This is a genomic window from Enterococcus sp. AMC1251, assembly GCF_058216535.1.
Map to the genome: position 1 here is coordinate 2,434,712 of NZ_CM177098.1, position 13,607 is coordinate 2,448,318.

At 35.3% G+C, this 13,607-nt stretch carries 15 protein-coding genes; 4 read left to right on the plus strand and 11 right to left on the minus strand.

Features of this window, described 5'->3' with window-relative positions:
* Positions 1 to 6: 6 nt before the first annotated feature.
* The 11 genes from ftsX to AC4BBR_RS11510 all read right to left on the minus strand — a co-directional run bounded on the left by ftsX (position 7) and on the right by AC4BBR_RS11510 (position 10,962).
* A complete protein-coding gene (ftsX, locus tag AC4BBR_RS11460) occupies positions 7 to 891 on the minus strand; it encodes a permease-like cell division protein FtsX (RefSeq protein WP_490462117.1) in 885 nt (294 codons plus the stop codon).
* A complete protein-coding gene (gene ftsE, locus AC4BBR_RS11465; RefSeq protein WP_010771600.1) occupies positions 884 to 1,570 on the minus strand; it encodes a cell division ATP-binding protein FtsE in 687 nt (228 codons plus the stop codon). Before ftsE ends, ftsX begins: the two co-directional genes overlap by 8 nt.
* 107 nt (positions 1,571 to 1,677) lie before the next feature.
* A protein-coding gene (gene prfB / locus AC4BBR_RS11470) for a peptide chain release factor 2 (RefSeq protein WP_490459667.1) occupies positions 1,678 to 2,779 on the minus strand; the annotation gives its coding sequence in 2 pieces (ribosomal slippage) (positions 1,678 to 2,706 and positions 2,708 to 2,779; 1,101 coding nt in all).
* 79 nt (positions 2,780 to 2,858) lie between these two features.
* The gene (secA, locus tag AC4BBR_RS11475; protein WP_490459668.1) at positions 2,859 to 5,390 is read right to left on the minus strand and encodes a preprotein translocase subunit SecA; all 2,532 of its coding nucleotides are present in this window, start codon (positions 5,388 to 5,390) and stop codon (positions 2,859 to 2,861) included.
* Positions 5,391 to 5,722: 332 nt separating this feature from the next.
* Complete coding sequence (gene hpf, locus AC4BBR_RS11480; RefSeq protein ID WP_010760772.1) at positions 5,723 to 6,274, minus strand: ribosome hibernation-promoting factor, HPF/YfiA family; 552 nt, start codon at positions 6,272 to 6,274, stop codon at positions 5,723 to 5,725.
* Positions 6,275 to 6,411: 137 nt separating this feature from the next.
* The gene (locus tag AC4BBR_RS11485) at positions 6,412 to 7,098 is read right to left on the minus strand and encodes a ComF family protein (RefSeq protein ID WP_490459669.1); all 687 of its coding nucleotides are present in this window, start codon (positions 7,096 to 7,098) and stop codon (positions 6,412 to 6,414) included.
* Positions 7,088 to 8,416, minus strand: coding sequence for an ATP-dependent helicase ComFA (locus tag AC4BBR_RS11490; RefSeq protein ID WP_490459670.1), 1,329 nt, complete (start codon positions 8,414 to 8,416; stop codon positions 7,088 to 7,090). Before AC4BBR_RS11490 ends, AC4BBR_RS11485 begins: the two co-directional genes overlap by 11 nt.
* A gap of 136 nt (positions 8,417 to 8,552) precedes the next feature.
* Complete coding sequence (locus AC4BBR_RS11495; protein ID WP_490459671.1) at positions 8,553 to 9,386, minus strand: hypothetical protein; 834 nt, start codon at positions 9,384 to 9,386, stop codon at positions 8,553 to 8,555.
* Positions 9,387 to 9,393: 7 nt separating this feature from the next.
* Entirely contained in the window at positions 9,394 to 9,966 is a 573-nt protein-coding gene (locus AC4BBR_RS11500; protein ID WP_490459672.1) for a hypothetical protein, read from the minus strand.
* A 263-nt stretch (positions 9,967 to 10,229) separates the two neighbouring features.
* Positions 10,230 to 10,553, minus strand: a complete 324-nt coding sequence (locus AC4BBR_RS11505; RefSeq protein WP_490459673.1) for a PTS sugar transporter subunit IIB — start codon at positions 10,551 to 10,553, stop codon at positions 10,230 to 10,232.
* A gap of 121 nt (positions 10,554 to 10,674) precedes the next feature.
* Positions 10,675 to 10,962, minus strand: coding sequence for a DUF7662 domain-containing protein (locus AC4BBR_RS11510; protein ID WP_490459674.1), 288 nt, complete (start codon positions 10,960 to 10,962; stop codon positions 10,675 to 10,677).
* Positions 10,963 to 11,158: 196 nt separating this feature from the next.
* Between AC4BBR_RS11510 and AC4BBR_RS11515 the strand changes: the two genes are divergently transcribed.
* The 4 genes from AC4BBR_RS11515 to AC4BBR_RS11530 all read left to right on the plus strand — a co-directional run bounded on the left by AC4BBR_RS11515 (position 11,159) and on the right by AC4BBR_RS11530 (position 13,578).
* A complete protein-coding gene (locus AC4BBR_RS11515) occupies positions 11,159 to 11,818 on the plus strand; it encodes a YigZ family protein (protein ID WP_490459675.1) in 660 nt (219 codons plus the stop codon).
* Positions 11,808 to 12,044, plus strand: coding sequence for a DUF2829 domain-containing protein (locus tag AC4BBR_RS11520; protein WP_490459676.1), 237 nt, complete (start codon positions 11,808 to 11,810; stop codon positions 12,042 to 12,044). Before AC4BBR_RS11515 ends, AC4BBR_RS11520 begins: the two co-directional genes overlap by 11 nt.
* A gap of 77 nt (positions 12,045 to 12,121) precedes the next feature.
* Positions 12,122 to 12,886, plus strand: coding sequence for a 3-oxoacyl-ACP reductase (locus tag AC4BBR_RS11525; protein WP_490459677.1), 765 nt, complete (start codon positions 12,122 to 12,124; stop codon positions 12,884 to 12,886).
* Positions 12,887 to 13,071: 185 nt separating this feature from the next.
* A complete protein-coding gene (locus AC4BBR_RS11530; protein ID WP_490459678.1) occupies positions 13,072 to 13,578 on the plus strand; it encodes a QueT transporter family protein in 507 nt (168 codons plus the stop codon).
* Positions 13,579 to 13,607 lie beyond the last annotated feature (29 nt).

The window sequence follows — 13,607 nt, forward strand, 5'->3', positions numbered from 1 at the left end:
GCCTTACTAAATTTTTAAGAAACGACGCATTGAGATGATTGATCCAAGAGATCCTATGCTCATTCCAATAATTATCATTAATAAATCAATCTGCCAAACAAATGATTCTGGTCTTAATAATGAATAATTTGAACTTAACAGCTGCGGATTAAACATCGTATAGAATTTTTGATAACCAAACGTTAATACCAAAATTGGGATGATTGCGCCAATTAAGCCAATCCAAGCCCCTTCTATAAAGAATGGCCAACGAATATAACCATTTTTCGCACCAACCAAACGCATGATTTGAATTTCTCTTTGACGAGAAATAATTGTAATACGAATCGTATTAGAAATCAAGAATACTGCGACGAACAATAGTAAAATCGCAGCTCCCAGTCCCCAGGTTCTAACTTTACCAGCAATACTAAAAATTTTATCTGAAGAAACGCCACCATAATCCGCTTTAAAAACATTTGGCAGTTTTGCAGCTTTTTCTGAAATCCCCTTCGTATCTGATGGCTCTTTCGCACTTACGTAATATACATCATACAATGGATTACTATCACCTTCAAATAAGTTCCACGCTTCACCCATTTGTTTTTGGATTTTCTTTAATTGTTTGTCTTTATTCGAGTAAGAAATTGTTTCAACATTATCGATTTTATTTAACTCTTTTTCTAGTTTTTGCATTTCATCGGGGGTTGTACCAATATCAACGAAAACAGATACTGTTACGTTTTCCTCAATATCTTTTGCTAATTTCGTTGCATTAAATATTACTGCCATAAAAAGCCCAACAAGGACTAAAGTAATCGTAACAGCACTGGCTGAAGCAATTGTCATCCACCCATTACGTTTTAAACTTTTGATACTTTCTAGCACATGAGAAAAGAACGTTCTAATCATCGTAGCCATAGTCTCCTTCCGCTTGGTCTCGAATAATTCGACCATTTTCGATGGCGATTACGCGATGACGGATCGTGTTTACAATCGTGCTGTTGTGTGTTGCCATTACAACAGTTGTTCCTTGTGCATTGATCCGGTCTAAAAGTTTCATTATTTCCCAAGAATTTTCCGGGTCAAGGTTTCCTGTTGGTTCATCAGCAATTAAAACTTTAGGTGTATTTACAATTGCACGAGCAATTGAAACACGTTGTTGCTCCCCACCAGATAGTTCACTTGGAAATACCCGCACTTTATGTTTTAAGCCAACAAGATCAAGAACTTCCATTACTCTTTTTTTGATATCTCTTGGCTTGCGTCCAACAACTTGCATAGCGTAAGCAACATTTTCATAGACAGTCTTTTTCGTCAATAATTTATAATCCTGAAAGACAATACCGATTTCTCTTCTAAGGTAAGGAACTTCTGAATTTTTTATTTTCATTAAATCATGACTCGCAACTTTTAAACGTCCTTTAGTTGCTTTTTCTTCACGGTACATTAATTTGATAAATGTTGATTTGCCGGCACCAGAAGGTCCTACAACATAAACGAATTCACCTTGCTTTATTTCTATTGAAATATTTCGAATAGCAGTTGTACCATTGGAATATTTCTTCATTACATCTTTCATTTCAATCATGGCGTATTCTCTCCATCTCTGTTTTCTAGACTATCAATCATTATAGCATGAATTTGTTTCAAGGCTCTTTCAACAGTTTACAATTTTGTTTCATTTCTGTGAATTGATCAATTTAACTTTTGTTTCAAGTAAGCATCAATAAAACCATCCAAATCTCCATCCATTACCGCCTGTACATTCCCTGTTTCATAATTAGTACGATGATCTTTGACCATTGAATAAGGGTGGAAAACATAAGAACGAATCTGTGAACCCCAGCCGATCTCCAGTTGCTCACCACGTAGTGAGGCTGCTTCCTGCGCTTTTTTATCCATTTCTAATTGATAAAGTTTCGCTTTCAACATCCCCATTGCTTGTTCTCTGTTTTTTAATTGTGAGCGTTGGGCTTGGCTTGCTACGACAGTTCCAGTAGGAATGTGTGTAATTCGAACAGCAGATTCTGTCTTATTAATGTGCTGTCCACCAGCTCCACTAGCACGATAGGTATCGACTTTTAAATCGTCGGTATTAATATCGATCTCAACATTTTCATCCAATTCAGGCATAATATCAACTGAACAAAAAGAAGTATGACGACGTTTGGCTGAATCAAATGGTGAAATTCGTACTAAACGATGAACACCTTTTTCAGATTTTAAATAACCATATGCATTATATCCTTTAATTAGAAGCGTCACACTTTTAATGCCTGCCTCATCTCCTGACTGGTAATCTAATGTCTCTACTTGAAACCCATGACTTTCCGCCCAACGTGTATACATTCGGAGTAACATGCTACCCCAATCTTGTGATTCTGTACCGCCAGCTCCTGGATGAAGCTCCATAATAACATTATTTTTGTCGTAAGGTTCGTTTAATAATAAAGAAAGCTCATAAATACTTAACTTTTCTTTTAAAGTCAGTAATCGTTCTTCTAGTTCTGCTTGCGTATCGGAATCATATTCTTCTTGTTGCATTTCACTCATTATTTCTAATTCTTCTAATTCATCAGCAAATTGATGGAATTGCTGATACGTTTCTTTATGAGTATTGGTTTCATTAATTAATTGCTGTGCAGCTTCTGAATTATCCCAAAAACCAGGTTCGGCCATTCTATTTTCAGCTTCAGCAATGTCTTCTTCTAATTGATCTAAGTCAAAGAGACCCCCTGAAACTTGTGATTGATTGATTCATTTCATCTAAACTAGTTCGGATTTCAGCATTTTCCATGATATTCTCTTCCTTCCATTTTCAAAACTTTCTTACACAACAAATGAAGGCGAGGCGAATGCCTCACCTTCATTAATTTTTAAAGACCTTTACCGTGACAATTTTTGTATTTCTTACCACTGCCACATGGACAAGGATCATTACGGCCTATTTTTTCATCAACCTGGATCGGTTTCTTTTTAGCACTTGTGTTACTTTGAGGCTCTTCTTCATCTGTTGGATGAACTGCTTCCCCTTGTGCTACTTGTTCACGTTGAACATTTTGACGAATTTCTGATTTCATAAATAGACGAGTGACTTCGTATTCGATTGCTCCAACCATTTCTTCAAACATATTGTAGCCTTCTGTTTGATATTCAACTAATGGATTATTTTGTCCGTAAGCACGTAAGCCAACTGATTGGCGTAGTTGATCCATTGCATCAATATGATCTGTCCATTTTGTATCAACAACACGCAAAATAACAACTTTTTGAAATTCCAAGATTTGTTCTGGACCGTTTAAATGTTCTACTTTGACATCATAGACTTCTTTAGCACGATTTACTAAATATTCTTTGATTTTTTCTGGCGATTTGCCTTCTAGATCTGCTTTAGAAATAGAATCTTCATGCACTAATGTTGAAGATGCAAAATCGACGATACCATCAAGGTTCCAATTTTCTTTTTCTAGTTGTGTATGGCTATCTACAATACGACTGATCGTACGTTTCACCATATTTAGTAAAGTGTCTGTTAGCTCTGCATCTTCCATAATGACTTCTTGACGTTGGGCGTAAATAACTTCTCGTTGCTCACGCATTACATCATCATATTGTAGGACATTTTTACGTGTGTCATAGTTATTCCCCTCAACACGTTTCTGAGCTGATTCTACTTGTTTACTTAACATTTTACTTTGGATCACAGCATCTGATTCTTCAATGTTCATACGATCTAAGAATGCTTTGATTCGTTCTGAACCAAAACGTTTCATTAAGTCATCTTCAAGTGATAGATAGAATTGAGAAACCCCAGGATCTCCTTGACGACCAGCACGCCCACGTAATTGATTATCAATACGACGAGACTCATGACGTTCAGTACCAATCACTGCTAAACCACCTAGTTCAATAACACCAAGACCAAGCTTGATATCTGTACCACGACCAGCCATATTGGTCGCAATCGTAACCGCACCTTTTTGACCAGCATTCATGATAATTTCGGCTTCTTTAAAGTGATTTTTTGCATTCAATACTTCATGCGGTACTTTTTCATTATTTAATAACTCTGATAATAACTCAGAAGTTTCAACAGCAACTGTACCAACTAAGACTGGTTGACCGTTATGGTAACGCTCTTTAATATCTTGAACCACTGCTTTAAATTTACTTTGTAGTGTTGGATAAAGTAAATCAGCACGGTCATCACGAATGATTGGACGGTTTGTAGGAATTTGGAAGACTTGAATATTATAGATTTCACGGAATTCTTCTTCTTCTGTTTTAGCAGTACCAGTCATCCCAGATAATTTTTTGTACATACGGAAATAATTCTGGAATGTGATTGTAGCCATTGTTTTTGTTTCGTCTTCGATCTCTACGCCTTCTTTGGCTTCGATTGCTTGGTGTAAACCATCTGAGTAACGGCGCCCATCCATGATACGACCAGTAAATTGGTCAACGATCAAGACTTTGCCATCTTGAACAACGTAGTCAATATCACGAAGCATGATAAAGTTCGCACGCAAAGCTTGATCCATGTGATGCGTTAACGCTGTATTTTCAATGTCATAAAGATTTTCTAATCCAAAATTTTCTTCTGCTTTTTCGATACCTGCTTCTGTTAAACTAATTGTTTTAGATTGAACATCGATTTTGTAATCTTCTTCTTCTTTTAGGCGTTTAACAAAATTATCTGTACGTGTATAAAGCGCTGTTGATTTCTCAGCTTGTCCAGAAATAATCAACGGTGTACGAGCTTCATCAATAAGAATTGAGTCAACCTCATCCACAATCGCATAATTTAATGGACGCTGTACCATTTGGTTACGGTAAACAACCATATTATCACGTAAATAATCAAATCCTAATTCGTTATTTGTACTGTAAGTAATATCGCAATTATATGCATCACGTTTTTCTTCTGATGTTTTTGAGTTAATATTCAGACCTACTGTTAATCCTAAGAAATTATACAATTCACCCATCTCATCTGAATCTCGAGTTGCTAAATATTCGTTGACCGTTACTACGTGAACCCCTTCACCAGTTAATGCATTTAAATAAACTGGCATTGTAGCAGTCAATGTTTTCCCTTCACCCGTTCTCATTTCAGGGATGTTCCCATCATGTAAGACAATTCCCCCCATTAACTGAACGTGATACGGAAATAGTCCTAAAACTCGTTTAGCCGCTTCACGGACAACCGCAAATGCTTCTGGTAATAATTGATCTAGTGTTTCACCTTTTTGGTAACGAGCTTTAAACTCGTCTGTCTTTGCTTTTAATTCTTCATCGCTTAATTCAGCAATCGCTGAAGCATGAGATTCTACTTGGTTGGCAATGCCATCCAAGCGTTTTAGTTCCTTTTTATCATTCTCAATTATCTTTTTTAAAAAATTAGCCATGTTTTTAAGTGTTCCTTTCAATAAACTCTATTTATTTTTGCACTAAATGCACAATCATCCTTTCCATTTTATCACTACTTGGCAAGAAAAGAAATAACTTCTCTTAATATTAACAATATATTATGCCATTTTTTATGTATATATGCTTAAAACAAGGAAAAGAGACTTCGGCAAAACGTGTGCCGTCCTGCTTCAGTCTCTTAAAAATCGAATATCCGAAAGTAACTGTCCCTGAAAACAATTTTTCTAAAAATATCTATTAAGCATGAAGCAACTAGATATTTCTAGCTTTTTTCTTGTTAAAATCAAGGTACATTATCAAACCCATTCAATTAATCTGTTTCGATCAAACCATATTTACCATCTTTACGACGGTAAACAATACTAGTTCCATTTGTTTCAGAATCTTCAAAGATAAAAAAGTTATGTCCTAACATATTCATTTGTAAAACAGCTTCTTCACTATCCATTGGTTTTAATGAAAGACGTTTTGTACGAACAATGTCTAATTCTGGCGTTTCATCTGGTGTTTCTTCACCGTTTAAGAAAATAGCTGCTTTAGCAGTATTCATCCCTGTTTCACGAGATTTACGATTAATTTTTGTTTTAAATTTACGAATTTGTCGTTCTAATTTATCTACAACTAAATCAACACTTGCATATAAATCAGGTGATGTTTCTTCAGCACGTAATACTAAATAAGGTAAAGGAATGGTAACCTCGACTTTTGCTGTTTTTTCAGTATAAACTTTTAAGTTTACATGAACTGTTGCTTCAGGTGAATCACTGAAATAACGTTCTAGCTTACCAACTTTTTTCTCTACATAGTCTCGAATAGCTTCAGTAACTTCGATATTTTCTCCACGCACATTATATCTAAACATAACGATTACCCCTTTCATCTGTCACTAAAGAAGGAATAAAAGGACCACTCTGTTATCCTTCTTCTTAATTCTATTATAACGAATTATACTGCTTTTGCCAACAAAATTGCGGTCGTTTTTCTATTTTAATTATTCTGCTACCTTGCGATAGAAAACGTATACAGCTTTGCTGGGTGATTTTCTAAAATAATTTGCGCTGCATGAAACATCGTCCGCCCTGTCGTGTAGATATCATCAACTAGAAGAATATCTTTATTCGAGATATTTTCGTGCCCTTCTTCCGTCAATTTGAAGGGTTGCTTTAAATGCATTCGGTCTGCTCTTCTTTTTTGCACTTGGGATATTCCATCTTCAAAACGAACTAGATAAGGCTGATATGGAATATTCGCCGCCTTCAATAATTCTTCTACTTGATTGAAACCTCTGACCTTCATTCGTTCAATCGAAATCGGCATCGGAATCACTAAGAAATTCTTTTTTTGTTTAAAGTATGTCTGTAAAAATGCTGCAAAACTATATCTAAGTCTATAGTTCCCTTTAAATTTATATTCTTCAAACCATTCTTGCATTGCTTTATTATAGGAAAAAAGGGCTTCATGATGAAAATTATACTTTGGGTATCGTCGTCGCCATTTCATGCAATCGTTGCAATAATCACTGGTTGACTGACGTTGGCATCCATGACAGCTGTCTTTTTTTTCGAGTAATCGGAATTCCTCGGCACACTGTGAGCACAATTGTTCGGATACTATTTTTTTAGGTATAAAAATTTCTTTTATCGTTAAATTTCTAATAATCATTTGACTACAATAGTTACATTTCATCTATGAGTCCCCTCTCTAAACCTAAGCTATTCATTTTTTTAATCTGCTGAATCGCTTCTTTCATAGCTTTTGTGCACCCGTCATGCAAAAACCAGACTTCTCCTGCAGTATATTCCATTCTTCGATCAACTCTACCAGCAATTTGAACAAGAGCAGATGTTGCAAAAACGTTATGATTTGCACCTAAAACAATGACCGAAATACCATCAAACGTTACACCTCTTTCTAATATAGTAGAAGTTATAAGAATTCGATATGCCTTATTCCTCATTTTCAATACCTTTTCTAATCGTTCTGGATCTTGTGAATGAACGCAAGCTAAGGGTACTTCTGGAAATTTTTTTTCAATAGCTTCTTGCAATTGCTCCATCAAAGAAATACTGGGGCAAAAAATTAATACATCATTTTTTATCACGAGGGTTCGAATTTTAGTTACTAATACTTTAGGACTATCTCCTTTCTTGATCTTCTCATGCCATCGATGACACCATTTCATTTTAGGTACGGGCAAGACTCTTCGATGATAGCGAGCTGGTAAAATACTTGTTTTCAATTCATTTTGAGCTGTTTTTTTGGCTAACTCTTTGGTTGGTGTGGCAGTAAGGTAAACAAGGGAACCATTTTTCTTAATTGCCTGGTTTACACCGTATTGCAGGATAGGATTATCTACAAAAGGGAAAGCATCTACTTCATCGATAATCAACACATCAAAAGCTTGAAAAAAACGTAATAACTGATGTGTTGTGCATACTAGCAGTTTAGTATAACGATAACGTTCTTCCATCGTTCCATGAAGAAGGATCGCTGGCTCATCTGGAAAAACTGCTTGTATTCTAGGAAAAAGCTCTAAACAAACATCTACCCTAGGTGAAGCAACGCCTACTCGATACCCATGTTCTAAAGCGTAATGAATCGTTTTAAAGAGCATCTCTGTCTTTCCAGCACCAGTAACCGCCCAAATCATTCTAGATTCACCGTTCTTCACTGATGATAACAACTCATTTGATACTATTTGCTGTCCTTCAGTCAGTTCCCCTTCCCAAGCAAAATAAATCGTTCTTTTTACTGGCTTTGGTTCAGGTAAATGATAAAATTTCTGACTAGTGTCTACTCTACCTAATTGAATACACTCTGGACAAAAATAATGCCCATTGACTAATTGAACTGCCTGCTTATTTTGAATTTGACCACAGCGTAAACATTGGATTGCTTTTTCATTCACATCTTGCATCGTCGATAATTGTTGACTATGTTTCTCGATTTTTTCAATATCCATAACTTCTCTTTTTAAAACTTTTCTTCCCCATAATTCTTGCATTTTTCCCCTCCATTTATTAAACTACGCATTTTCTGGTCAGCATTTTTTATTTTTGTTAAAAATTATGCAGTTAATTGGAGAGCCTAAAAAACTCAACTGATCTACTTTCTAGCAGAGCAGTTGAGTTCATATTGAATTAGAAATTCGTCCATTCCTCTTCGTTCATTTGCTGGATCATTTTCTGAGCATAAACTGTATAATACGTTTTCCCACCGTGTTCTATAACATAATTAAAATGAGTAGTTGCCTGATCGAAAGTCCCTGATTTCAAGTAAAGTTTTCCTATTTCAAAATGAAGTCCGACTTTCTTCAGCGTCTCTTTTTCAGTGGCAAGAAAGTCAAATAATTTCGTTAGAGCATTTTTATCATTTGTTAAAATAAAATAATGACGATTAAAAATAGTATCAACAGAATCATAAAACATCAGATAGCGGCGCGGAAACCTCTTTTGATTTTTTAAGGTTCGAATGTCATCGATCGTAGTTTTTAGCCCTTCTAGATTGTTACTTTCTTTATAGTAATTTCCCAGTAAATTATAGTATTGAAGTTTTATATCCAGTGTTCCATTCTCAAAATTAATTGCCTCTAAGTTTTCTTTCATTTCTACTAAGTTTCCAGCATAATAATCTGCTAGTGACTGGAAATACTTTCGATAGTTATTAATACTCGTTTTATTGTGAAACGGTCTATTTAGTAATTGTAGATTTATTTCAACATATTTTTGATAATCACAGTCCATCGTTAAAATAGTACGTATATGTAAAAATTTTTTTCTTATCTTTACTGCAATAATCAATAATAATAAAAATAACATAAATAAGCATAGGAATCCGGAATTGTAATTTAACATAGTTGCTGTCATCAATGGAATAAACAACACAAGACCAATACCACTCACTAGAAGTAAGTAGCGTCTTAATCGTTTGACTTCTTTGACATAATCTTCAACCGTTTTCTGATTTTCTAGCATTTTTCTCTCACATCCTTACTTTGATTTCTTTATGATCTAGTTCTAATTCCTCATAGTAATATACATAATTTACAACACCCTTATAATTATACGTAAATACATCAGTGGGTTTTTGGCCATTAATGCTTAAATTCTTACTATCTTCATTTTGCGTAGTACCAATAAAAAAAAGACGTTTCCCAAAAGATTTGTGACTCTCTTTTTCTTCTGAAAAAGGGATATCTTCCATCGAGGACAGCATCTCCAACTGATTTTTTATTGATTCGCTATCACTTATCAGTGATTCTTCATCAGAAAATAAATGTTCAATCTTCCTTGTTTGCGTAATGTTATAATTCTTACGACCATTTTTCTCTCTTACTTTGACAACCCTAAGTGTAAGTTCGTCATCCTCAACAAAGAATAAATCGATATGCTCTTTTTCTTCACGCTGATAAATGATTTGTTCAGTGTCAATGCCAGCGAATTTTAGCGCTTGATATACTGTTCCAGCATAATTTCGCTTGATATACCCAGCTATAAATCCTGAAATGACACACATTCCAAAAATTAGTGCTACAAACAACATTCTTTTTTTCATTCTATCTTTCTCCCTAATGTTTCCCTTTTTCTTAAATTTTACCAAACCAAAAAGATTTTTCAATATTTTCTGAATTTTTTTCTTTTTACGAAACCAAAAAAGCTGAGACAAAGCGTTTAGCCTCGAGAACTTAAAAAGGGGGTCACGAAAAAAGTTCTTCAAATTTTCGTCCCCCGTAATAGCTGCTTTTTGCTCGCTATTTATTCGAATTTAGAGCCCGAAACAAAAACTAAAAATTAGTTTTTGTTTCGGGCTCTTCTCTTTTAGTCATTTCCAATCAAATTCAATGCTTGCTGTAACACTTTTTCTCCATTCATCATGCCGTAATCTGCCATGTTAATTACTTCTAGAGGAATTCCTTTAGGTTCTAGACGTTTCTCAAAATCACTTTTCATAAAACGAACTTGAGGACCTAATAATAACACATCTACAGATTTACTTTCTAAATTGTTATCTGCATCTGAAGCAGAGACTGCAAAAATATCTGTATCCAAACCTTTTGCATCAGCTGCTTTTTGCATTTTTGTTACTAATAAGCTTGTACTCATCCCAGCAGAACATACAAGCATAATTGTTTTTTTAGCCATAATAGCCATCTCCCTTTTTCGATGATAACATAACATATTTTATATTCTCTTTATCCATAGTATAGTAAAAAACTAACGTTTGTCAACGCTTCCCACTTTTGAGTGATCTGGCGTTAATTATTTAGAAAAGCCAATTCGATTTAAGTAGTTTATTAAAAACAACATACTCTTTTTTTATGTTGACTTGTGCAACTTGGTACCCAGCATTAAGCCAACCATAGGCTCCTTTTTCAGGATACTTATGATCATTGGCCCACCAATCAATATCTGTGCGTGCCGTTTTTGGAAGTCCTGAGTGTGGAAAAAGTAACTCGTCAAATTGAGTAAACGTTAAAGTTACTTGTGAACCGCCATTGGTTGTTAAATAATGAGTAACGCTCTCGTATTTCTTTTGACGCTCTTTTACCAAATCATTCACTCCTTCATCTCTAGTATATCCTCATTTAAAATGAACGAACTTTTTATAATTTTTTCCTCATTTAAGCTATTATCTCATATAATTTTAAAGAAGCAAATGAAGGTCTCTTATCTATTTTAATAGAACAGTTGCTTATCCCTCTTATTTTTTTTATACTTAAAGTATTACGTAGTAAAGGACTGAGCAGATGCTTGATAATTATTTTACCATTCGTTTGGATGGAGAACATGAAATCGAAATAAAAAAATCGCGTTTTATCTGTTCTCTTAAACGAGTTTACTCGGAGGATGAAGCAAAAGAATTTATTGCGGAAAAGAAAAAAGAGCATTGGAAAGCCAGTCATAATTGCAGTGCCTTTGTGATCGGTGAAAAAAGTGATATTCAGCGTAGTAGTGACGATGGTGAACCGAGTGGAACAGCTGGTATTCCTATGCTGGAAGTCCTGAAAAAACAAGAATTAATTAATGTTGCAGCTATTGTCACACGCTATTTCGGCGGGACTAAATTAGGTGCTGGCGGCTTGATTCGAGCTTACAGCCACGCAGTTTCTCAGGCATTGACCACTATTGGCTTAGTAGAAGGGAAATTACAGCGAGAAATTCGTTTAACTATCAATTACCCCAATTTAGGGAGTGTTCAAAATTTTATGGTCAACAATCCTTATACCTTGAAAGACACGATTTACGGAGAACATGTTGACGTTGTTTGCCTTGTCGATGAAGGAAAATCTGAGCAATTTATAGCAGAAATCATTGAGTTATTAAGTGGACAAGTGACATTTGAAAAAGGCAGCTGTTCTTATCATGAACTACCTATCACAAAAAAGGAGCAAAAAGATGACATTTGAAGAAGTATTACCTCATATAAAAAATGGTGCTAAAGCTGTAAGAAAGGGCTGGGGTGGTTTTGAATTATATATTGAGCTTAGAGATGAAATCGGCACCTCAGATGGAACTTTTCTCCAAGTGACCCCTTATTTTTTAATTAAAACATCTGACGAAGGATATAGTATGTTTTCCCCCACACCTTGTGATGTTTTGGCGAAAGACTGGAAAATCGTCGATGTTGATTAAAAAATCGATAAGAAGCTAGAACACTTAAATAAGTCGGGCTAGCCTTTCTTTTCATATATAAAGAAAAGAGGACAACTATGCATTTCGATGAATATCAAGGAAAAACGATTTTTGTAACTGGAGCCGCTTCTGGTATAGGACAGTCTCAAGCAATTGCTTTTACAAAACAAGGCGCCAATGTATTGGGAATGGATTTAGATGAAAGAGGTTTGAGTCGAACGTGGGAAAAAACAAAAAAGTCTACCGGAAAATTTATGACTTTTACGGGTGATATCACAAAAACAGATCATATTGCCACAGCTGTTGAAAAAGCAACCCAATCGTTCGGTCCGATCCAAATTTTATTAAATACTGCTGGTATTTTAGATAATTATACACCCGCTTTGGAAACAACCGAAGCCATGTGGGATCGTGTTTTATCTGTAAATTTGAAAGGAACTTTTTTAGTAACTAATCAAATTTTACCACAAATGTTAGCGCAAAAGCATGGCGTGATCGTCAACATGGCTTCTATTGCCGGCATGGTTGCTGGAGGCGGTGGAGCTGCTTATACGGCTTCAAAACATGCAATCATAGGTTATACTAAACAATTAGATTATGACTATATAAAACACGGTATCCGAGCAAATGCAATTGCACCTGGTGCGATTCAAACGCCTATGAATGCTGCAGATTTTGTTGGTGATGGAAAAATGGCTGAGTGGGTCGCCAATGAAACTCCCGCTGGACGCTGGGCAAAACCTGAGGAAGTTGCTTCTCTAAGTCTTTTTTTAGCAAGTGAACAAGCAGACTACATTCATGGAACAGTTATGACAATCGATGGCGGTTGGTTGGAAAAATAAAAGCTTCGCTGGTGAAAATCTACTTTACAAGCGAGTATATTTTCGATACTATCAAACTCAGTGAAGCAATACACTTTATCTAGCTTCAACACTATGACACTTCAGCTGGCGGTATTTTCTCTGTCACTTCCTTTGGTCATAGTTATTACTAAAACAGAGCATCTGTTTTATAAAGGAGAATACACATGAATAATCTAAATTCGCAGACTAACGCTTGGTCTGTCATTGCTTTGACAAAAATGGCTTTGATTACGGCACTCTATGTTGTCATCACTATATTTTTGACACCTTTTAGTTTTGGCGCTGTTCAACTCAGATTTTCAGAGTTGTTTAACTACTTGCCACTCTTCAACAAACGTTACATCATAGCCGTAACCTTAGGTGTAGCCATTTCGAATGTTGCTTCACCATTAGGCTTAGTAGATATCGTTGTAGGTAGTTTATCGACGTTTGTCGTTTTACTATTATCTTACCATGTAACAAAAAGGGTGAGAAATCCGATCAGCAAAATGAGTTTAACAGCGATTCTTTGTTCATTATCTATGTTTACTGTAGCAGGACAATTGACTTATTTTTACGATCTGCCGTTTTTCTATACCTGGCTGACAGTTGCCATTGGTGAACTGTTATCTATGTCAGTTGGTGGTATCTTAATTTATTGGATTAATAAAAAAATCGATTTAACAAAATAAAAAAGAAAATGAACATGATAGGCACACGA